The following is an 18,726-nucleotide window of genomic DNA, read 5'->3' as shown; positions in this document are numbered from 1 at the left end:
CCATGTCTACGTGCGTAGCATTACGGCTTGACGCATGATCAAACAGCAGGCGCCGGCCCGAACCATTCATGGGACGGTGGGTCGGCCCCGCCGGGGTACTCGGGGACGACCGCGGCATCAGCCGCCCGACGGCATTCGTGCGATTTCGAGGAGGTACGTGTCATGCGCGCCCTCAAGCGCAGGGTCGACCGCAGTCTGAGCGCGCAGTCAGCCCTGATCTTCGTGCTGACGGCGGGAGTCACCGCCCTGCTCCGCCCTGACGAGCATCCCGCCTGGTGGGCGGTGAAGGCTGTCCTCTACACCGGCATCGCGATGGCGTTCATCGTCGCGCAGCGCCGCAAGGCCGGCCGCGCCGCGGGGACCGACCCGAGGAAGGTCGCCGATCTCCACCACGGCATCCGGCACCGCGAGGTGCCGCGGGACCCCGAGGAGCGGGCGTCCATGCGACGGCTCGTCGCCGCCCAGCTCGGCCAGTTGGAGCGGGGCAGCAGGTGGCTCCCGTACTGGCTCGGTTTCATGGGGCTCATCGCCGTCGGCACGCTGTTCCTCGGCACGGCCAACGGCTCGATGACCGTCCCGCTGATCTTCGCGGTCGGCGTGCTCGCGTTCTGCTGCTGGGTCCTGTGGACGCGTCACGTCTCCATGGAGCGCTTCCGCTACATGCACTCCGCCCTGCGGACCCGGCGCGTGGCTCCTGAGCGGCGGGTCCGACGCGTGATGGACTGAACGTCAGCGGCCCCGACCGGCCCCCGCCGCACCGGGGCGTGGCCCGCGACCGCATCCGGATGACGTGCTCGGACGGTATGGACCCGCAACCTCCCACCGGCCGAACGCGACGAGAGGCAACCCCCATGTCCCGCACCCGGACGCAGGCCGCTCCCGCAGGCGGCGACGGCGACCCGGACCTCCGGCACGGGCGGGCCCGCACCCCGGACCTCGTCGACGACGACGTCCCTGCGGCGGTGGGGCACACCCTCGACGGGATCCTGCGCGAGCGGCTCGACGCGGCACGGGACATCGACGTCACGTTCGCCGACGACATCGCTCGGCGCGTCGCCCGCTTCACGCTGGACGGCGGCAAACGCATGCGCTCGCAGTTCCTGTGGTGGTCCCTGCGGGCCTGCGGCGGCCCGGCGGACGCCGCCCGCACCGAGGCGGCGCTGCGGCTCGCCGCCGGGCTCGAACTCATCCAGACGTGCGCGCTCGTGCACGACGACGTCATGGACGGCTCCCCGCTGCGCCGGGGCGGCGCGTCCGTGCACCGGGACCTGTCGGCCCAGTACGCGCGGCCCGACGGCGCCGAGCGGGCGTTCGGCGGCTCCGCCGCGATCCTCGTCGGTGACCTGGCGCTGGCCTGGGCCGACGACGTGGTGGCCGCGACCGCGCTGAGCCCCCCGGCCGAGGACCGCGTCCGCGAGCTATGGCAGGCGATGCGGACGGAGATGGTGGCCGGCCAGTACCTGGACCTGCACGGCCAGGCCACCGGCGCGCGGTCGATGTCACGGGCCATCCGCACGGCCGCCCTCAAGAGCGCCCTGTACTCGGTGGAGCGCCCCCTCGCGCTGGGCGCTGCCGTGGCGGAGGCCGACGAGGCGGTCACCGAGGCGCTCTGCTCCGCGGGCCGCTGCGCAGGTCTCGCCTTCCAGCTCCGCGACGACCTGCTCGGCGCCTTCGGCGACCCCCGCCACACCGGCAAGCCGTCGGGCGAGGACCTGCGCGAGGGCAAGCTGACATACCTGGTCGAGGTGGCGCGGGCCCGCGCCACGGCCGCCGCGGACCACGAGTCGCTCGCCCTCCTGGACAGCGCCGTGGGCAACCGGCAGGCGAGCGAGGGCGAACTGGACCGGGTCCGTCACGTGCTCGTGGCGACCGGTGCCCGCACGGCCGTCCAGGACAAGATCCAGCGGCTCGCGGAGCGGAGCCTGCGCGGCCTCGACGGCGCCGCGCTCACCCCCCACGCCGCCCTGCGGCTGCGCGGACTCCTCGGTGCCGCCGCCGGTGTACCGCCCTCCGAGGCCGACGAGCCGCCGGATGCCGTGCACACCTCCGCCGGTACCGACCCCGATCCCGTGCGCCCCTCCTCCAGGACGAGCCGCCGATGAGGACCGTGGAAGGACCCACCGCCCGGGTGGTGGTCGTCGGAGCCGGCCTCTCCGGGCTCTCCGCCGCGCTGCACCTGCTCGGCGCCGGCCGCGAGGTGACCGTCATCGAACGGGCCGCGCACCCCGGCGGCCGGGCCGGACTCCTGGAGCGGGGCGGCTACCGCTTCGACACCGGACCGACCGTGCTGACCATGCCCGGCCTCGTGGCGGAGGCCTTCGCCGCCGTCGGCCAGGAGCTCGGCGACCACCTGGACCTGGTTCCCCTGCACCCCGCCTACCGGGCGCGGTTCGCCGACGGCAGCCGCCTCGACGTCCACACCGGGGCCGAGGAGATGGAAGCCGAGGTCGCACGCTTCGCGGGGGCCCGTGAGGCGCTCGGCTACCGGCGGCTCCGCGCCTGGCTCACCCGCCTGCACGCCGTGCAGATGCGCCGCTTCATCGACGCCAACTTCGACTCCCCGCTCGCCCTCATGACCCCGGATCTGGTTCGCCTCGCCGCACTCGGCGGCTTCGGCAGGCTCGACGCCCGCATCGGCCGGTTCCTCTCCGACGAACGGCTGCGCCGCGTCTTCTCCTTCCAGGCGCTGTACGCGGGCGTCCCCCCGGCCCGCGCCCTGGCCGCGTACGCCGTCATCGCGTACATGGACACCGTGGCCGGTGTCTTCTTCCCCCGCGGCGGGATGCACGCCCTGCCGCGCGCCATGGCCGCCGCCGCGGCGGACGCCGGTGCCGACATCCGCTACGGCCACGACGTGACCCGGCTCGAACGCTCCGGGGACCGCGTCACGGCCGTCATCACCGACCACGGGCGCATCCCCTGCGACGCCGTGGTCCTCACCCCCGACCTGCCCGTCGCCTACCGCCTGCTCGGGCACCGGCCCCGTCGGCCGCTTGCGCTGCGGCACTCGCCCTCGGCGGTGGTCCTGCACGCGGGCACCGACCGCACCTGGCCAGGTCTCGGCCACCACACGATCTCGTTCGGCGCCGCCTGGAAGGAGACCTTCCGGGAGCTGACAGGCACCGGCCGCCTGATGTCGGACCCCTCGCTGCTCATCACCCGCCCCACGGCGACCGATCCGGGCCTCGCCCCGCCGGGGCGCCATCTGCACTACGTCCTCGCGCCCTGCCCCAACACCGACATCGGTCCCGCCGCCGCGGACTGGCACGGCCTCGCGCCGCGCTACCGCGACCGCCTCCTGCTCGAACTCGAAGGGCGCGGACTCGACGGGCTCGCCGCCGCGATCGAGGAGGAGTGCCTGGTGACGCCGGTCCACTGGGCGGCGCAGGGGCACGCGGCCGGCACGCCGTTCTCCGCCGCCCACACCTTCGCCCAGACCGGGCCCTTCCGGCCGCGCAACCTCGTGCGCGGCACGGTCAACGCCGTCCTCGCAGGATGCGGCACCACGCCGGGCGTCGGCGTGCCCACCGTTCTCATCTCCGGCAAGCTGGCCGCCGCCCGCGTCACGGGCGGCCGGCCGACCCGTACCGCGAGGAGGCCACGCCCATGACCACCAGGGAACTCGACGCGGCGGGCATCACCGATCCCGCGCTGCGCGCCGCCTACCGCCACTGCCGACGCCTCAACGCGCGCCACGGCACCAGCTACTTCCTGGCCACCAGGCTCCTGCCGGTCGACCGAAGACCGGCCGTCCACGCCCTGTACGGCTTCGCCCGCCGGGCGGACGACATCGTCGACGACCTGAACTCCCGGGCCACACCGGCACAACGGGCCATCTCCCTGGACCGCCTCACGGCCGAACTCGGGGCCGGTCCGCGCGCGGGCGGCGGCGCGGAGCCCGTCGTCACGGCCCTCTGGGACACCGCCGACCGCTACGCCATCCCGGCCGAGCACTTCACCGACTTCATGGCGTCCATGCGGCAGGACCTGGAGGTCGCCGAGTACGCCGACTACGGGGCGCTGTACCGCTACATGCACGGTTCGGCCGCCGTCATCGGCCTCCAGATGCTGCCCGTACTGGGCACCGTCGTGCCCCGCGAGGAGGCCGCCCCGCACGCCGCCGCCCTCGGCGTGGCCTTCCAGCTGACCAACTTCCTGCGGGACGTCGGCGAGGATCTCGACCGGGGCCGGATCTACCTTCCCGGCGACCTGCTCGCCGCGCACGGCGTCGACCGCGGCCTCCTGCGGTGGAGCAGGGACACCGGCCACCGCGACCGGCGCATCACCAGGGCGCTCAAGGCCGCCGCCGCGCTCACCCGCGGCGTCTACCGCGAGGCGGCCCCCGGCCTCGCCATGCTCGACCCCCTCTCCCGCCCCTGCGTCCGCACCGCCTTCATGCTCTACGGGGGCATCCTCGACGCCATCGCCGACGGCGGGTACGCCGTGCTGCACCGCCGCTCCTTCGTCCCCGGCCACCGCCGGGCGGCGGTCGCCGCCGACGGTCTGCTGCGCCTCGCCGCGGCCCGCCTTCGCCACCGCGCCCCCGGCGGTACGAAGCCACCGGTCACCGGCCTCCGGAAGGAAACCGCATGAGGGGCCGCCGCTCCCCCGTGACCGGACGCCTGCCGCTCAGCCTGCGCCGCGGGCCCGTGCCGTGGGAGCGTCAGCGGCCCACCTGGCGCGAGGCCAGGCCCGGCGTCATCGCCGAGGCCCTGAAGCGGGCGCAGGGCCGCCCTTCGGGCAACTGGTACGTCATCGGCGGCAGCCGGGAGATCCGGCCTGACCGGCCCCTTGGCCGTACCGTCGCGGGCATCGAGGTCGTCGCCTGGCGTGACGCCGAGGGCGTCCTGCGTGCCGGTCCCGGCGTCTGCCCGCACCTCGGCGCTCCCCTGAAGGACGGCCCCGTCCACTGCGGCACGCTGCTCTGCCGCTGGCACGGCCTCGCGCTCGACGGGCGGGCCAGGGCGGGCTGGGTCCCCTATCCCGCGTACGACGACGGGGTGCTCCTCTGGGTCAGGATCGACGAGGCCGGCGGTGAGGAACCCTCGGCTCGGCCGGTCGTACCCGCCCGTCCGCGCCCGGCCGACGCCCTCTCCGCGGTCTGTACGGTCATCGGGCGCTGCGAGCCGGAGGACGTGATCGCCAACCGCCTCGACCCGTGGCACGGGGCGTGGTTCCACCCGTACTCCTTCGTCGACCTCACCGTGGTCGGTGACCCCGGAGGGGACGCCCACGACGACGCGTTCACCGTGGACGTCTCCTTCAAGGTGGTCGGGCGCGCGGTGGTGCCGGTCCGCGCGGTGTTCACCGCGCCCGAGCCGCGCACCGTCGTCATGCGCGTCACGCGCGGCGAGGGCGAGGGGTCCGTCGTCGAGACCCACGCCACGCCGCTCGGCCACGACGGCGCGGGCCGACCGCGTACCGCCGTCGTGGAGGCCGTCGTCGCCGCGTCCGACCGCCGCGGCTTCGCGCTCGCCAGGGCAGCGGCGCCACTGGTCCGTCCCCTGATGCGGGCCGCCGCGGGCAGACTGTGGCGCGACGACATCGCCTACGCACAGCGACGCTGGGAGCTGCGAAGCAGCGGGCGATTCCCCGGCTGAGGCGTGGTTGCCCGGCTGAGGCGTGGTGGCCCGGCTGAGATTTTGCGACGCTCAGGTGCCCGCCAGGGCGCGGGAAACAGGCCGCTCCACGGCCCCTTGAGGCGGTCACGGCCCGTAAGCCGTGACGCCACGGCGCCCCTACGCCGACCGGCACCGGCGACCACGCGGCCGTGAGCGGTTGCCCGGTTGAGGCGTCGCGGAGGTCAGGTGCCCGCGGCGTGGTTCAACAGCCGTAGTGGGAGCGTCCTGCCCTTGGCGGGGACTGTCCACAGCGTCTGGCCGCGGACGCCCCACCTCGCGAGCAGGGCGTTCGCCGCGAGGAAGCCGGTGGTCGCCGCCCGCTCCATCAGCGCCACCGGCAGGTCGGTGCGGACCAGGTCGCCCGCGACCGTGACCGCCGGATCGCTGGTGCGCACGCCGGGGCGGTCCCGGTGGCCGCCCACCGCGAACAGGGGGCAGTCGGCCCGCCATTCGTGCCGCTCGTCGACGATCGCCGCGTCACGTGTCTCGGGGTAGACCTCCCGCAGCCGGCCGAGCAGCCGCTCCTGTTCGGCGGTCCTGTCGGCGCCCGCGTCCACCGCGTAGGCGTGCAGTTCGAGGACCGAGCCGCCGGTCCGCCGCGACCAGCGGGCCGCCTCGCCCTCCCAGCGCTCCAGGACGCTGACGTTGTCCAGGGGGCCGTAGCCACTGGTGCCGAGGAAGCCCGGCCGGCCGGGCGCCACCGGACGGTCCAGCCAGAGGCGGGAGACCAGGAAGGGCGGGGCGGTGCGCAGTCGCGTCACGCGGTCCCGCCACCGCTCGTCGCAGAGGTCGGGCGAGCGGGCGACGACGTGCCGCAGGCCCCCGGTGTCCAGGGCAAGCACGACGGCGTCGTGCCGCCGTCCTCCGTCGGAGGTGCTGACGCGGAGGCCGCCGCGCGGGTCGGGCCGCACGCTCTGAACCCCCTGGCCGGTACGGATGTCGGCCCCGTGCCCCGCGAGGTAGTGGGCGAGCGGCTCCCACAGGGCGGCGGGGAACGGCTCGTCGGGCACGTCGAAGAGGAGGCCCTCGCTGGAGCCGAGGAAGTAGATGTGGAACATGAGGGCGAGTTCGGCCGCGGAGAGCTCCTTCGGGTCGGCGAAGAAACTGCGGGAGAAGACCTCGAAGGCCAGATGGTGGGCGGCTTCGGGGAAGCGGATGCGTCGCAGCAGCTCCCACGCGCTGATGCCGTCGAGCCGCTCGTACACCTCGGGGACGCGCACGTCCAGGAGCGGCAGCGCGGCCCTGGGGTTCATCCGGACCAGGTCGCGCACGCCGAAGGTGGGGCTGAGGGCCGCGAAGCCGAGCGCGCTCCAGGGCGGTGTGCGCGGCACGCGGGCGAAGCTGTCCTGGAGGCCGCCGCTGTGCCGCAGGGGATAGTCGGGCAGCCCGGTGAGCCGGCCGAGGCCGGGATCGGCCCTGCGCAACAGCCCCCGCAGGTTGTAGTACTGCCGGAAGAACGCGTGGAAGCCGCGGCTCATCGTCACCGTCGAGCCGTCCGCCAGCCGCACCGGCCAGCCGGCCAGGCGCCCGCCGAGCTGCCGCTCGCGCTCGTAGAGCGTGACGTGGACGCCCCGTTCGGCGAGCGCGGTCGCCGCGGCGAGCCCGGCGATCCCGCCGCCGACCACCGCCACGTCGGGCGCCTCGCCCGTGACGCGGGGGGCTCCTTGGGGCCCGGGGACGACCTCGGCGCGCCGGTCGCGGCCCCTGCGGGGTGCGCCGCCCCGCCTCATCGCCCAGCCCGTGCCGGGGCGGGAGCGGCGGCCGTCCGGGGCGCCTCGGCCACGAGGGTGTGCACGATGCCCGTCTGCCAGCCCGGCATCGGCAGGACGCGCACCCGCTCGAAGCCCGCCCTGCGCACCCGTGCCCCGAGTTCGGCCGCCGTGTCGAAGGCGATGACGCTGCGGTACAGATGCCGGTAGAGGCGTCCGTCGCCCGCGAGGCTGCCCACCGGGAGGACGACGCCGGCGCAGACCGCGGTCCACACCGCGCGGTCGAGGGCGTTGCCGCCGAGTGTGTACTCGTGCACGGCGAGGCGGCCGCGCGGGGCCAGGAGGGCGCGGGTCGCGTCGAGCACCGCGTCGGGGTCCTTGAGGTTGCGGAACAGGTACGCGGCGAAGACGGCGTCGAAGGGGCCGCTCACCCCCTCCTCGGTGAGCCGCTCGGCGGGCGCGCGCACGAAGGAGACACCGGACGGCCAGCGCTTGCGGGCCGCCTTCGCCAGCATCCCCGCGGAGGCGTCCACCGCGACGATCTCGGCGCGCGGCGCGGCGCGCAGCAGGGCCGCGGTGGAGGCGCCGGTCCCGCACCCCAGGTCCAGGAGCCGCAGCCCGGCGCCGCCGTTCGGCAGGCCGAGGCGGCGGGCGGATCTGCGCAGGTGAGCGTGGTAGCCGGGGTTGACGGACACGAAGCGGTCGTAGCTGCGGGCGGCATGGTCGAAGGCGGCGGACAGGGTGTCGTCACGCAGCACGGTCATCTCGGCGTCTCTCTGTTCGGTCCTTCGGGTTCTGGCCGCCCCGCCGTCCCACCGCGCCCGTCGGGGTGGGCGTGCCGCGGCAGCCAGGGCAGTTCGAGCGCGGTGCGGAGCATGGGGCGTACGGGGGTGCGCAGCCCGATCGTGAAGTCCTCGGACCAGCGGGTGCCGCCGTCGAGGAAGCGCAGGAGCCGTGCCATCGGCACCCCTTGGAACAGGCCGGTGAAGAACTGGGCGCCCGTCACCCGCCCGGTGTCCAGGGCGCGCAGCAGCACGGCGTCCATGGCCAGGGAGCGCGCCGAGTGGGCCGGGGGCGGCTGCGGGAACCGTCCCTGGCGGCAGGCGGCGGCCACCGCCCGGGTCTGGCGCTGCACGGCGGCGAAGGTGTAGCCGGTGGAGGGCCGGGTGGCGCCGCCCGCGGTGCCGATGCGGAAGACGGACCGCCCCGCCCGGCGCGGGAAGCGGGCGTCCGTCATGGGGATCACGCCCTGCTCGGCGCGGGTCACCTCGAAGCGCTCGATGCCGATCCTCCGCCGGACGTAGTCGTGCAGGGCCCGCTCGTACTCCCGCTCGTCGAGGGGCGCGGCGGAGAACTCCGTGTACTCCACGAGCGCCTGACGGGCCGTGGTCGGCAGGACGTAGGCGAAGGAGAGACCGCGGGCGGGCTGGGGTGTGCGGAAGTCCATCAGGTCCGCCACGCGGGCGTCGAAGACCGGCTGCCGCGTGGTGAGGTACCAGCCGCGGAAGTGCTGGAGGAGCCTGGTCCTCGCGGGCGGAAGCTTCCGCAGCGGGCGGGAGTCGAACACCCACCTGGCCCGGAGCGACACCGGCCGCCCGTCCGGGGTGGTCCCCCGGACCTCGGCCCCCTCCCCGGCGTCGCGCACCTCGTCCACGTGGGCCGTCAGGCGGCGCAGCCCCGGTTCCGCGTCGAGGCGGGCCGCGACCAGGGCTTCGAAGGCGCTCGACCGGAGCATCTTGTACCGCAGCGGTGCGGGCGAGCCGACCACCTGGGTGCCGTCAGGAGCACGTACGCGGAGGGTGTCCCACACGGCGGTCAGCGCGTCGTCGAACTCTCCCCCGGCCTCCTCCCAGTAGCACCACGTCCGCTCCGGTGGCCTGGCCGGGCCCGGCGGGGCGTCGACGAGCGTCACAGAGGGGACGGGCCCCGGCTCGGGCGCGCACAGGCGGTGGGCGAGGGAGAGCCCGGCGGCGCCCGCGCCCACCACGGCGATCTCGCAGTCGTACACGCGTCACCTCGCCTTCGCCGCACGTCGCGTCGGCGTCGCACGTCGGTCGCCGTCCCGGTCGGCCGGTGTCCCGGTCGGCCAGGATTCCGCACGGGGCCGCCGCATGGATGCAGGCATGCGGGAATTCCCGTCTTTCACCGGGATTGATCGCCCCGATGCGCGCGCCAGGGGCCTCGGCCCCCGACAGCGACCACGCGGACCGGCCGCCCCGGCGCTCTCGTCCGGGGCGGCCCTGGTCCTGGGCCCCTCAGCCCTGTTCGCGCTCCACCGGCAGCCAGAGCTCGGCGTCCGCTTCCGTGCCGTTCGCCGACAGGCGGGTGCGCAGGATCTCGGGCCCGGGACGGCTGCGGTACGGGTTGGAGGGGAACCACTCCGTGAACACGTCCCGCCACAGCTCCTGGATGGCCCGCGGCGCGGGTCCGGAGGTGGTGAAGACCGCCCAGGTGCCCGCGGGGACCGGCAGGACGGCCGCGTCCTCGGGCACCGCTTCCGGGGCGGGCGCCGAGGTGATGACCCCGTGGTAGTAGTCCAGCTCGGTTCCCTCGGCGCGGCCGGGGTCGAGGTCGTCGCAGACCGCGACGGTGCCCCGCGGCTCCTGGTCGGACAGGTTCTCCAGGCTCTCCGTGGTCTCCGGCCGGACGGACCGGACGAAGTCGATGATCGCCTGGTTCGGCCCCGAATGCACCAGCGGCACCCGGGCCTTGGGCCCGACGACACTGAACTCCGGCTTGTCGATCACGCGGTAGCGCATGCTGCTGTTCCCTTCGACGGTGAGGCGGAAGGTCAGCCGGGGCTGGGAGACGAGCGCGGTGCCGGTCCGCCGGGCCTCGCCGGGGCCGACTCCGTGCATGGCACGGAACGCCCGGGCGAACGCCTCGCCCGAGCCGTACCCGTACCGCACCGCGATGTCGAGCAGCGACTCGCGCCGCGCGAGCACCTCGGCGCCGGCGACGGTGAGCCGCCTGCGCCGGACGTACTCCGACAGCGGCATGCCCGCCAGCGCGGAGAACATCCGGCGCAGGTGGTACTCCGACGTCGCCGCCGTGCGCGCCAGATCGGCCACCTCGATGCGCTGATCGAGACGGGACTCGATCTGTTCCATCGTCTGGTTGAGCCGCTCGAGCACCCCGGGTTCCCTTCCTTGATCGTGCTCACCACGCTAGGCAGCGGGCCCCCCGCCGGACCCGACCTTCTGTGCCCGATGAGGTCGGGTCCCCGCGGTGCTCAGCGTGCGGCGACCCGCTCCAGCCAGGAGCGCAGCGCCGCGTTGAACTCGGCGGGGCGTTCCAGGTTCGGCATGTGGGCCGCCGATTCGATGACGCACAGCGTCGAGTCGGGGAGCGCGGCGTGCATGGCCTCGGCGTCGGCGACCGGGGTGAAGGCGTCGTCGCGGCCCACGACGACGAGGGACGGCACGGCCGCGCGGGTCAACATGTCACGGTAGTCCGGACGTTCGGCCCTGCCGCGCAGCGCGGCGGCGGCTCCCTCGGGCGGGGCGGCCAGCATCATGCCGTGGACGTAGGCGGAGGCGTCCGTGTTGTATGGGGCGACCATCTTGTCCCGCACCTCGTCCGCGTACCCCTTCATGCCCTCGGCGAGGAGCCGGTCGGCGGTGGCGTTGCGGGTGACCTTGCCCTCCGGGGTCTCGGCCGTGGGGAAGGTGTCGGCGAGGAGCAGACCGGTGACGCGCTCCGGGAAGAGGCGGTAGCACTCCATGACGAGCTGACCACCCATGGACAGGCCACCGAGCGCGAACTTGTCCACGCCGAGGTGGTCCAGGAGCGCGACGACGTCCTCGGCGAACGTGGCGAACTCCGTGGTGCCGGGCACGACGGTGGACTCGCCGTAGCCCCGCAGATCGGGCGTGATCACGCGGTGGTCGCTCGCGAGGGCCGCGCGCTGCGGGCCCCACATGGAGCGGTCGAAGGGGTGGCCGTGGAGGAGTACGAGGGTGGGGCGCCCCGCGTCCGGGCCCTCACCGCCTTCGTCGTCGTAGCCGATGGTGACGCCGTTGACCTGTGCTGTTGCCATGCGGGGAGGCTAATTTGGGCGGGCCGCGCGCGGCAAGGGCTTAACGTTCGGGCAAGCCCTGCCCGGTCGCCGTGCCGTCCGGCGCGTGTCGTAGCGTATTCGCCATGTCCACGCCGCCCCAGCCCGGTGGTTTCGGTCCTGTCCCGTCTCCTTATGAGCAGCAGCATCCGCAACCGCCCCACGCCCAGCCCCACTTCCCCCAGCAGGGTGCTCCGTACCCGCAGCAGGGCGCTCCGTACGCGCAGGGGGTGCCGTACCCGCAGCAGGGTGTGCCGTACGCGCACCAGCCCCCTCCCGGGCCCGGACCCGGGCCCTGGGGTCATCCGCCCATGGCACCGCCGCCCCGGCACAGCACCGGCAAGGTGGTCGGCATCCTTGCCGCGGTCGTCGTCGTGCTGGTGGGGGCCGCCGTCGCGGGTTCCCGGGTCTTCTCCGAGGCCTCCGGCGGGTTCCCCGAGGCGAAGTACCGCATGTCGGTGCCGCCCGAACTGCTCGACGGCACGTACAAGCTGACGCAGGACCTCTCCGACACCTCGGGCAAGGCCGTCATCGACGAGAACCGGAGCCGGGCCAACGTCCGGGATCCGAAGGCGGTCGTCGGGCAGTACGCGGGCCAGGGCGAGCAGGCGGGCGGTGCGCTGGTCGTCTCCGGCATGTACGGGCGGTTCAAGAACACCGCCTCGGCGCGCGAGGACATGATGCGGGGCGCGGCCGAGGCGCAGGGCGCCACGGTCGCCGTGCCCGCGCGCGACATCACCCCCGCGGGTTCCGGTCTCACGGTGCGCTGCCAGGTCCTCACCACGGATCAGGGCACGGGCGGCGCACGGAGCAACGTGCCGCTGTGTGCCTGGGGCGACGACAACACCGGGGCGGCCGTGGGTGTCGTCACGGCGGAGGACATGTCGAAGGACCCCGAGGACATCGACCTCGACGCGGTCGCGCGGACGACGCTGAAGGTGCGCGAGGAGATGCGGGAGCCCATCGGCTGACCCCGGGCGTAGGCCCACGCCGGGACGGGTCGGTCCGGTGTGGCCTTGTGGCCTTGTGGCTGGCCTCCGGTAGCGCTCCACACGACGCGCCCGAGCCGAGGCGCCCGGGATGGGTAAACGGGTACGCGTACGAGAAAGCCCGAGAGCCGATCCAGCGCCCCCGAGGAGCATCATGACCCAGCCGTCCGCCGCCGCCTGCGGAGCCCCCGGGCCCGACGAGCACCCGACCATGGCCGACCGCGGCTGGCTGGCCGTCGCCTGCCAACTCGCCGCCGCCCACGCGCCGTCGGATACCAGGCTCTCCGCGGGCGCGGTCGTCGTCGCCGCGGACGGCACGGAACTGGCCCGCGGGCACTCCGGCGAGGGCTCGCGGGCGCATGCCGAGGAAGCCGCGCTCGGCATGCTCGGCGCCACGGAGAGCCGATTGAACGGGGCGACGGTGTACAGCTCGCTCGCCCCCTGCGCCCAGCGCCCCGATGGCATGCGCCCGTGCGCCGAGCTGATCCGCGACTCCGGGGTGCGGCGCGTGGTGACCGCCGCGCGCGACCCCGAAGGGGCCGTGTCCGCCGGCGACGGCGCGGGGCTCCTGGAATCCGCAGGCATCACCGTCATCGAACTGCCCGAGTACGCGCAAGCCGCCATGAAGCCCAACCGGCGTGCGCCCTGAACAGCGGTGCCCGCACTGTCCAGCAGCCGGACGGTTCAGCCGTACGGGCGTGGCCGCGGGCACCATGCCGGGATGGACAACACACGTCGGATCGTCAGCTCCGGGTCACCGCTGGAACCGCGGATCGGGTTCTCCCGTGCCGTGCGGACAGGACCGTACGTCGCCGTCGCGGGGACGGCTCCCATCGGGGACGACGGGTCCACCGTGGGGCCGGGTGACGTCTACGCCCAGACGGTGCGGTGCCTGGACATCGCCGAGCGGGCGTTGCGCGAGGCAGGGGCGTCGGTCGGGGACGTGGTCCGCGCCCGCCTCCTGCTGACCGACGTGACGCGGTGGGAGGAGGCCGCCCGGGCGCACGGCGAGCGATTCGCCGCGGTACGGCCCGCCTGCACGGTCGTCGAAGTCTCCCGCTTCATCGACCCGGCCTGGCTGATCGAGGTGGAGGTCGACGCGGTGCTTGGCCGGGTTCAGGAGAACGGTCAGTAGGTACGGGCCGCCGGCCCCGCGGAGTCCGGCTCCCGCGGTCCGGCGGCGCCGCCACCACGGGAATCCGGCTACCGCAGGCCAACCGCGCCAACACCACAGAAATCCGGCTCCCCGGGGCCGGCCCCGCCGCCACCACAGAAACCCAGCTACCGCAGACCGACCCCGCCGCCACCACGGGGCCCGGCTCCCCGGGAGTCGGCCGCGCCGCCGATGCTCACCTCACGCCGACGCGGCGTCACGAGCGGTTCGCCCGGCTTCCTCGGCCGCGCGCTGGAGCCGGTCGCGGTGGTCCGCCCACCACGCGGGGTCGCCGGGCGCCATGTTCCGCCCGTCCTCGCGCTGGCCGACGGCCCCGTCGACGAGTTCCCTCGCGACATCGGCGTGGCCGGCGTGCCGCTGCGTCTCGGCGATCACATGGACGAGGACCCGATGGAGCGTCAACTCCTTCCCCGGGCCGCCGGGTACGCGGCCGAGCGCATCGAGGGAGCGTGACTCGATCGTCTCGTCCGAGTGGGCCCACACCCGGCGGTACAGCCCGACCACCCGCTCCCGCGACTCCTCCGGGGTCGCCCACATGTCCGCGTTGGGCTCGGCCTCGCCCGTGCACCACAGCTTCGGCGCGCCGGCGAAACTCCGGCCGAACGTCTCCCCCAGGTAGAGCACCTCGGCCCCGGTGACGTGCTTCACCAGGCCCAGCAGATTGGTGCCCGTAGGGGTCATCGGGCGGCGGATGTCGTACTCGGAGAGCCCGTCGAGCTTCCACAGCAGACAGTCGCGCGCGTCCTGCAAGTACACCTTGAGGTCGGTCTTGAAGTTCTGTGATCCGGTCATCGGGGCAGTCTGCCCGCCGGGTGATCCGCGTGTCTCCCGTAATTCCCGTGCAGTCAGAGCGGTGTCAGCGGGCCGCGGGAGACTCCCGCCGACGGACACCGCAGACGAACACCGCAGACGAACACAGCAGACCGATGCACAGCAGACCGGTACACCAGGGGGAGACCATGAACCGGAGGACCAGCGGCGCGCTGCTCGCCGCGGCCGGCGTCGCGACGTGCCTGACGGGTACGGCGGCCGGGACCTCGCACGCGGCCGGCTCGGCCACGGCGTGCGTCATGCGTGAGAACAGTCCGCACACGGACTGGACCGGGATGACGTGGGACGCGGACATCCTGTGCGACAACGCGCCCGGCGACGTCCATCTTCAGTCGTTCACCGACAGCCCCGTGGTCGGCCGCATGGTGACCACCAGGAGCTGGTTCGTCTGCTGGAAGGTCGGTGACCCCCACTCCGGGGGCAACAACATCTGGTACTACACCCAGGGCGACGAGGTCGTCTCGCGTCCGACCGCGCAGGCCTGGGGCTACATGCCCGCCGTGAAGCTGGAGACGGAGCAGGACCCGGTGCCGGGCCTGCCCAAATGTTCTTGGGGATGAGGGGATACGGGGATGAGGGGGATGCAGGGATGAAGAGACAGCCATGGGTCACGGCGAGGCGGTGGCGTGCGCTCGGAGCACTGTCGGCAGCCGCGGCGGCTTCGATGTGCCTGCCCGCGGCCGGTGCGGCCGCCGCGACCGCCGCCCGGACGGATTCCGCGGCTCCGGTGTGCCACATCCGCGAGGGCGTACGGCACACCGACATCAAGGGCCACACGTACACCAAGGACCTCTACTGCGAGAACGCCGTGGCCGACGTCTTCGCGACGCCGGAGGTGTACGGGACGGTCATCGCCAAGCTGAAGACCTCGCCGAGCTGGTTCGTGTGCTGGCAGAGCGGTGACCTGCACCAGGGCGGCAACCGCATCTGGTACTACACGCAGGGCGACGACATCCTCAACTGGCCGCTGTGGGAGGGCTGGGGATACGTGCCGGCCTTCCGCATCGAGACCGAGCCGGACCCCTTCCCCGGCCTCCCGGCCTGCCTGCCCAGCTGACTGCCCAGTTGACTGACCGCCTGCCTGACCACTGCCTGACCACCGACATCTGGAGTGAAATCGTGGCGTTCTTCGAGAAGACGCGCGGCGGGCGTACCGCCGCCTCGGCACTCGTCCTCGCGGCCGCCGCCCTGTGGCCCCTGACCCCGGCCTCGGCGGCGACACCCACCCCCACGGCCGACGTGAGCTGTACCCTGCGGCCGAACGTGACCCACACGGACACCCTCGGCAACAAGTTCACCGGCGACCTGTACTGCACCAACGCCCCGGGAGACCTGTACGGACGCCCGGCCTTCGACGCCCCCGTGACCGGGCGGCTGAAGACGACCCAGAGCTGGTTCGTCTGCTATTCGATCGGCGAGGCACACAAGGGCGGCAACAACGTCTGGTACTACACGCAGGGCGACGAGACGGTGAACCTGCCCAGCATCGACGCCTGGGGCAACATGCCCGCGAGCAGCGTCATGACCAGCACCGACCCCTTCCCCGGCCTCCCCCGCTGCCCCTGGCACTGAGCCCCGCCGCCGGGTGGCGGCTGATCGCCTAGAATCGGCCAATGGCCAAGTACTTCGACGTGCACCCCGACAATCCCCAGCGGCGCAGCATCACCACCGTGGTCGACAGCATCCGCTCCGGCGCGCTCATCGCGTATCCGACGGACTCCTGTTACGCGCTGGGCTGCCAGCTCGGCAGCCGCGAGGGCCTCGGCCGGATCCGGACGATCCGTCAACTCGACGAGCGCCACCACTTCACCCTGGTGTGCCAGAACTTCGCGCAGCTCGGCCAGTTCGTGCACCTCGACAACGACGTGTTCCGCGCCATCAAGGCCGCCACGCCCGGCCGCTACACCTTCATCCTGCCCGCGAGCAGGGAAGTCCCGCGGCAGCTCCTGCACCCGAAGAAGAAGACCGTCGGGGTTCGCATCCCCGACCACACCGTCACCCAGGCCCTGCTCGCCGAACTCGGCGAACCGCTGCTCTCCAGCACCCTTCTCCTGCCCGACGAGGAGGAGCCGCTCACCCAGGGCTGGGACATCAAGGAGCGGCTCGACCACGTCGTGGACGCCGTCATCGACTCCGGGGACTGCGGCACCGAACCCACCACGGTGATCGACTTCTCGGAGGGCGAGACCAAGGTCGTCCGTCACGGGGCCGGGGACGCCTCCCGCTTCGAGTAGGCCGTCACGCGGGCGCGGCTTCCGGGTCAGCGGCGGCGCCTGCGCTGCGGGGTCCAGCCGGCGCCGACACCGGTGAGGTGCAGCGCCACCAGGGTCAGACCCAGCAGCATCAGGCTGGTGGTGCCGAAGAAGATGTTGGCCGAGGTCTCGGTGAGGTGGAGGATCCACGCCAGGCCGAACACGACGGCAGCGCCGACAGCGAGCACGGTGACTCCTTCGGGAGGGGCGCGGTCCGACGCCGCGCGGCGATGCGGGGAGTGGCTCACTGGCCGGTTTCCCCGCGAGGGCCCGTCCATGCGCACGGCCATTGCGCCGGGTGCGGCCCAGGCCCCGCCCGCCTTCTCGCCCTGCCTCTCCCCCTCCCCCTCTCTCCCGCCTCTTCCGCCTCTTCCGCCCCCTCTCCCACTCCCGTAGACGGATCTCTTTCGCTTTTCCGAGGGACAGACCAATCCGCGGGGCCGTCGGTCCCGGATTCCCCGTGTGAGAAGAGAGCGAAGCACTCCGCGACACCGCGTCGACCTGTGGCGGGCCGCGGCCGGGGTCCTCGGCGGGCTGCTGGCCGGGACCGCCGCGCTGGCCGTCGCCGAACTGGTCTCGGCCGCGGTGCGCCCCGAGGCGGGGCCCGTGGTGGCCGTCGGCGGCGCCGCGATCGACCGGACGCCCGCGGCGGTCAAGGACTGGGCCATCCGGCACTTCGGCACGGACGACAAGCTCGTCCTTCAGTCAGGCATCCTCGCGGTGCTGGCGCTGTTCGCCGCCGTACTCGGTCTGATCGCCCTGCGCCGACGTCTCGTGGGCGCGGCCGGGGTCCTGCTGTTCGGTGTGGTCGGCGCGCTGGCCGCCACGAGCCGCCCCGACTCGACCGGCGTCCGTGACGCGCTGCCCTCGGTGACGGGGGCGGTGGTCGCCGCCGGGCTGCTGTACTGGCTCGGCGGCCGTCTGGTCAGGCGCCCGCGAGGCGAGGCCCCGCCTTCCGTCGTGGCGGGTGGGGCGGCGGCGCCCGACTGGGACCGGCGGGGCTTCGTCATCGCGGCGGGCGCGGCCGCGGTGGCGTCGGCAGGAGCGGGCGTTCTCGGCAGGTCGCTCAACGCCGCGGGCGGCAAGGACGCCATCGCCTCCCGTGCCCGGATCCGGCTGCCCGCCCCCGCGTCGAGCGCGGCCCCGGTGCCCAAGGGAGCCCAGCTCCGCGTTCCCGGCGTCAGCTCCTTCGTGACACCCGCGGCGGACTTCTACCGCGTGGACACCGCGCTCGTGGTGCCGAAGGTCGACGCGCGGACCTGGCGGCTCAAGATTCACGGCCGGGGCGTCCGGCGGCCGATGACCCTCTCCTTCGACGACCTGCTGCGCCGGGAGCTGATCGAGCGGGACATCACCCTGACCTGCGTATCCAACGAGGTCGGCGGCCCCTACGTCGGCAACGCCCGCTGGATCGGCGTCAGGCTGGCCGATCTCCTCGACGAGTGCGGGGTGGAACCGCCCTCACGAGGCGGCCCCGCCGACCAGTTGGTGGCACGCTCGGTCGACGGCATGACCATCGGCAGCCCCGTCGAGGACCTGCTGGACGGGCGCGACGCGATGCTCGCCCTGGGCATGAACGGCCGGCCCCTGCCGTTCGAACACGGCTTCCCCGTGCGCATGGTGGTGCCAGGTCTGTACGGCTACGTGTCCGCCTGCAAATGGATCAGGGACATCGAGCTCACCACGTTCGACGCCTACGACGTCTACTGGGTGAAGCGGGACTGGGCGCGCGAGGCGCCCGTCAAGACGCAGTCCCGCATCGACACACCGAAGCCGTTCGCCAGGCCGAAGGCCGGCACGGTCATGGTCGCCGGAGTGGCGTGGGCGCAGCACCGCGGTATCGACAAGGTCGAGGTCCGCGTCGACGACGGGCCGTGGCAGACGGCGGACCTCGCCGCCGAGGACACCCGGGACACCTGGCGCCAGTGGTCCTTTCCCTGGCAGGCGACCAAGGGCGGCCACACCCTGACCGTGCGGGCGACGGACCGTACCGGCGTGGTGCAGACCGCGAAGCGGACCCGCACGGTGCCCGACGGGGCGAGCGGCCGGCATTCGGTGGTGGTCACCGTGGACTGACCCGCCCCGCTCACTGG

General features: G+C 73.8%; 20 protein-coding genes. 13 read left to right on the top strand and 7 right to left on the bottom strand.

Going from position 1 to position 18,726, the window contains the following annotated elements; all coding sequences use genetic code 11:
- Window positions 1-162 precede the first annotated feature (162 nt).
- The 5 genes from ACZ6JY_RS10430 (at window position 163) to ACZ6JY_RS10410 (ending at window position 5,600) form a co-directional block, all read left to right on the top strand.
- The gene (locus ACZ6JY_RS10430; RefSeq protein ID WP_469194285.1) at window positions 163-726 is read left to right on the top strand and encodes a hypothetical protein; all 564 of its coding nucleotides are present in this window, start codon (window positions 163-165) and stop codon (window positions 724-726) included.
- A gap of 125 nt (window positions 727-851) precedes the next feature.
- The gene (locus ACZ6JY_RS10425; RefSeq protein WP_469194283.1) at window positions 852-2,102 is read left to right on the top strand and encodes a polyprenyl synthetase family protein; all 1,251 of its coding nucleotides are present in this window, start codon (window positions 852-854) and stop codon (window positions 2,100-2,102) included.
- Window positions 2,099-3,610: a phytoene desaturase family protein gene (gene crtI, locus ACZ6JY_RS10420; RefSeq protein ID WP_469194281.1), complete on the top strand. Its 1,512-nt coding sequence runs from the start codon at window positions 2,099-2,101 to the stop codon at window positions 3,608-3,610. The genes ACZ6JY_RS10425 and crtI overlap by 4 nt, the downstream gene beginning before the upstream one ends.
- Window positions 3,607-4,593: a phytoene/squalene synthase family protein gene (locus ACZ6JY_RS10415; protein WP_469194279.1), complete on the top strand. Its 987-nt coding sequence runs from the start codon at window positions 3,607-3,609 to the stop codon at window positions 4,591-4,593. The genes crtI and ACZ6JY_RS10415 overlap by 4 nt, the downstream gene beginning before the upstream one ends.
- The gene (locus tag ACZ6JY_RS10410; RefSeq protein ID WP_469194277.1) at window positions 4,590-5,600 is read left to right on the top strand and encodes a DUF5914 domain-containing protein; all 1,011 of its coding nucleotides are present in this window, start codon (window positions 4,590-4,592) and stop codon (window positions 5,598-5,600) included. The genes ACZ6JY_RS10415 and ACZ6JY_RS10410 overlap by 4 nt, the downstream gene beginning before the upstream one ends.
- 203 nt (window positions 5,601-5,803) lie before the next feature.
- Here the strand turns inward: ACZ6JY_RS10410 and ACZ6JY_RS10405 are convergent, their stop codons facing one another.
- From ACZ6JY_RS10405 to ACZ6JY_RS10385, 5 genes are all read right to left on the bottom strand, one after another.
- Complete coding sequence (locus tag ACZ6JY_RS10405; RefSeq protein ID WP_469194275.1) at window positions 5,804-7,351, bottom strand: FAD-dependent oxidoreductase; 1,548 nt, start codon at window positions 7,349-7,351, stop codon at window positions 5,804-5,806.
- Entirely contained in the window at window positions 7,348-8,094 is a 747-nt protein-coding gene (locus ACZ6JY_RS10400; RefSeq protein ID WP_469194273.1) for a class I SAM-dependent methyltransferase, read from the bottom strand. The genes ACZ6JY_RS10405 and ACZ6JY_RS10400 overlap by 4 nt, the downstream gene beginning before the upstream one ends.
- Window positions 8,091-9,338 carry a lycopene cyclase family protein gene (locus tag ACZ6JY_RS10395; RefSeq protein ID WP_469194271.1) on the bottom strand — a complete coding sequence of 416 codons (1,248 nt, stop codon included), beginning with the start codon at window positions 9,336-9,338 and terminating at the stop codon, window positions 8,091-8,093. The genes ACZ6JY_RS10400 and ACZ6JY_RS10395 overlap by 4 nt, the downstream gene beginning before the upstream one ends.
- A 247-nt stretch (window positions 9,339-9,585) precedes the next feature.
- Window positions 9,586-10,464 (bottom strand): AraC family transcriptional regulator, encoded by an 879-nt coding sequence (locus tag ACZ6JY_RS10390; protein WP_469194269.1) that lies wholly within the window; start codon window positions 10,462-10,464, stop codon window positions 9,586-9,588.
- 98 nt (window positions 10,465-10,562) lie between these two features.
- Window positions 10,563-11,369, bottom strand: a complete 807-nt coding sequence (locus tag ACZ6JY_RS10385) for an alpha/beta fold hydrolase (protein ID WP_469194267.1) — start codon at window positions 11,367-11,369, stop codon at window positions 10,563-10,565.
- 329 nt (window positions 11,370-11,698) lie between these two features.
- Between ACZ6JY_RS10385 and ACZ6JY_RS10380 the strand changes: the two genes are divergently transcribed.
- The 3 genes from ACZ6JY_RS10380 (at window position 11,699) to ACZ6JY_RS10370 (ending at window position 13,511) form a co-directional block, all read left to right on the top strand.
- Window positions 11,699-12,358: a hypothetical protein gene (locus ACZ6JY_RS10380; RefSeq protein WP_469194266.1), complete on the top strand. Its 660-nt coding sequence runs from the start codon at window positions 11,699-11,701 to the stop codon at window positions 12,356-12,358.
- A gap of 172 nt (window positions 12,359-12,530) precedes the next feature.
- Window positions 12,531-13,025 (top strand): cytidine/deoxycytidylate deaminase family protein, encoded by a 495-nt coding sequence (locus ACZ6JY_RS10375; protein WP_469194264.1) that lies wholly within the window; start codon window positions 12,531-12,533, stop codon window positions 13,023-13,025.
- A 72-nt stretch (window positions 13,026-13,097) separates the two neighbouring features.
- Window positions 13,098-13,511, top strand: coding sequence for a RidA family protein (locus ACZ6JY_RS10370; protein WP_469194262.1), 414 nt, complete (start codon window positions 13,098-13,100; stop codon window positions 13,509-13,511).
- Window positions 13,512-13,730: 219 nt separating this feature from the next.
- Here ACZ6JY_RS10370 and ACZ6JY_RS10365 read toward each other — a convergent pair whose 3' ends face one another.
- Window positions 13,731-14,342, bottom strand: a complete 612-nt coding sequence (locus tag ACZ6JY_RS10365; RefSeq protein WP_469194260.1) for a DinB family protein — start codon at window positions 14,340-14,342, stop codon at window positions 13,731-13,733.
- Between the two features lie 167 nt (window positions 14,343-14,509).
- On the opposite strand from ACZ6JY_RS10365, the gene ACZ6JY_RS10360 reads away from it, so the two are divergent.
- The 4 genes from ACZ6JY_RS10360 to ACZ6JY_RS10345 are packed head-to-tail and all read left to right on the top strand — an operon-like array spanning window position 14,510 to window position 16,615.
- On the top strand, window positions 14,510-14,941 hold the full coding sequence (locus ACZ6JY_RS10360) for a hypothetical protein (RefSeq protein ID WP_469194258.1): 432 nt from the start codon (window positions 14,510-14,512) through the stop codon (window positions 14,939-14,941).
- 29 nt (window positions 14,942-14,970) lie between these two features.
- The gene (locus ACZ6JY_RS10355) at window positions 14,971-15,438 is read left to right on the top strand and encodes a hypothetical protein (protein WP_469194256.1); all 468 of its coding nucleotides are present in this window, start codon (window positions 14,971-14,973) and stop codon (window positions 15,436-15,438) included.
- Between the two features lie 8 nt (window positions 15,439-15,446).
- Window positions 15,447-15,953 carry a hypothetical protein gene (locus ACZ6JY_RS10350; RefSeq protein ID WP_469194254.1) on the top strand — a complete coding sequence of 169 codons (507 nt, stop codon included), beginning with the start codon at window positions 15,447-15,449 and terminating at the stop codon, window positions 15,951-15,953.
- 41 nt (window positions 15,954-15,994) lie between these two features.
- Window positions 15,995-16,615, top strand: coding sequence for an L-threonylcarbamoyladenylate synthase (locus tag ACZ6JY_RS10345; protein ID WP_469194252.1), 621 nt, complete (start codon window positions 15,995-15,997; stop codon window positions 16,613-16,615).
- Between the two features lie 26 nt (window positions 16,616-16,641).
- Here ACZ6JY_RS10345 and ACZ6JY_RS10340 read toward each other — a convergent pair whose 3' ends face one another.
- Window positions 16,642-16,821: a hypothetical protein gene (locus ACZ6JY_RS10340; RefSeq protein WP_469194250.1), complete on the bottom strand. Its 180-nt coding sequence runs from the start codon at window positions 16,819-16,821 to the stop codon at window positions 16,642-16,644.
- Between the two features lie 274 nt (window positions 16,822-17,095).
- Between ACZ6JY_RS10340 and ACZ6JY_RS10335 the strand changes: the two genes are divergently transcribed.
- Complete coding sequence (locus tag ACZ6JY_RS10335; protein ID WP_469194248.1) at window positions 17,096-18,709, top strand: molybdopterin-dependent oxidoreductase; 1,614 nt, start codon at window positions 17,096-17,098, stop codon at window positions 18,707-18,709.
- Window positions 18,710-18,726 lie beyond the last annotated feature (17 nt).

It is taken from the genome of Streptomyces sp. NPDC046335 (genome assembly GCF_055587985.1).
Note: the sequence above shows the minus strand (reverse complement) of the source record. Positions and strands in the feature narration are given on the sequence as shown.

Coding starts and splice junctions, on each gene's coding strand:
- ACZ6JY_RS10410 (WP_469194277.1), top strand. CDS start 4,590: ATGAGGGGCCGCCGCTCCCCCGTGACCGGACGCCTGCCGCTCAGCCTG.
- ACZ6JY_RS10365 (WP_469194260.1), bottom strand. CDS start 14,342: ATGACCGGATCACAGAACTTCAAGACCGACCTCAAGGTGTACTTGCAG.
- ACZ6JY_RS10385 (WP_469194267.1), bottom strand. CDS start 11,369: ATGGCAACAGCACAGGTCAACGGCGTCACCATCGGCTACGACGACGAA.
- ACZ6JY_RS10380 (WP_469194266.1), top strand. CDS start 11,699: ATGGCACCGCCGCCCCGGCACAGCACCGGCAAGGTGGTCGGCATCCTT.
- ACZ6JY_RS10370 (WP_469194262.1), top strand. CDS start 13,098: ATGGACAACACACGTCGGATCGTCAGCTCCGGGTCACCGCTGGAACCG.
- ACZ6JY_RS10360 (WP_469194258.1), top strand. CDS start 14,510: ATGAACCGGAGGACCAGCGGCGCGCTGCTCGCCGCGGCCGGCGTCGCG.
- ACZ6JY_RS10425 (WP_469194283.1), top strand. CDS start 852: ATGTCCCGCACCCGGACGCAGGCCGCTCCCGCAGGCGGCGACGGCGAC.
- ACZ6JY_RS10415 (WP_469194279.1), top strand. CDS start 3,607: ATGACCACCAGGGAACTCGACGCGGCGGGCATCACCGATCCCGCGCTG.
- ACZ6JY_RS10405 (WP_469194275.1), bottom strand. CDS start 7,351: ATGAGGCGGGGCGGCGCACCCCGCAGGGGCCGCGACCGGCGCGCCGAG.
- ACZ6JY_RS10355 (WP_469194256.1), top strand. CDS start 14,971: ATGAAGAGACAGCCATGGGTCACGGCGAGGCGGTGGCGTGCGCTCGGA.
- ACZ6JY_RS10375 (WP_469194264.1), top strand. CDS start 12,531: ATGACCCAGCCGTCCGCCGCCGCCTGCGGAGCCCCCGGGCCCGACGAG.
- crtI (WP_469194281.1), top strand. CDS start 2,099: ATGAGGACCGTGGAAGGACCCACCGCCCGGGTGGTGGTCGTCGGAGCC.
- ACZ6JY_RS10345 (WP_469194252.1), top strand. CDS start 15,995: ATGGCCAAGTACTTCGACGTGCACCCCGACAATCCCCAGCGGCGCAGC.
- ACZ6JY_RS10430 (WP_469194285.1), top strand. CDS start 163: ATGCGCGCCCTCAAGCGCAGGGTCGACCGCAGTCTGAGCGCGCAGTCA.
- ACZ6JY_RS10400 (WP_469194273.1), bottom strand. CDS start 8,094: ATGACCGTGCTGCGTGACGACACCCTGTCCGCCGCCTTCGACCATGCC.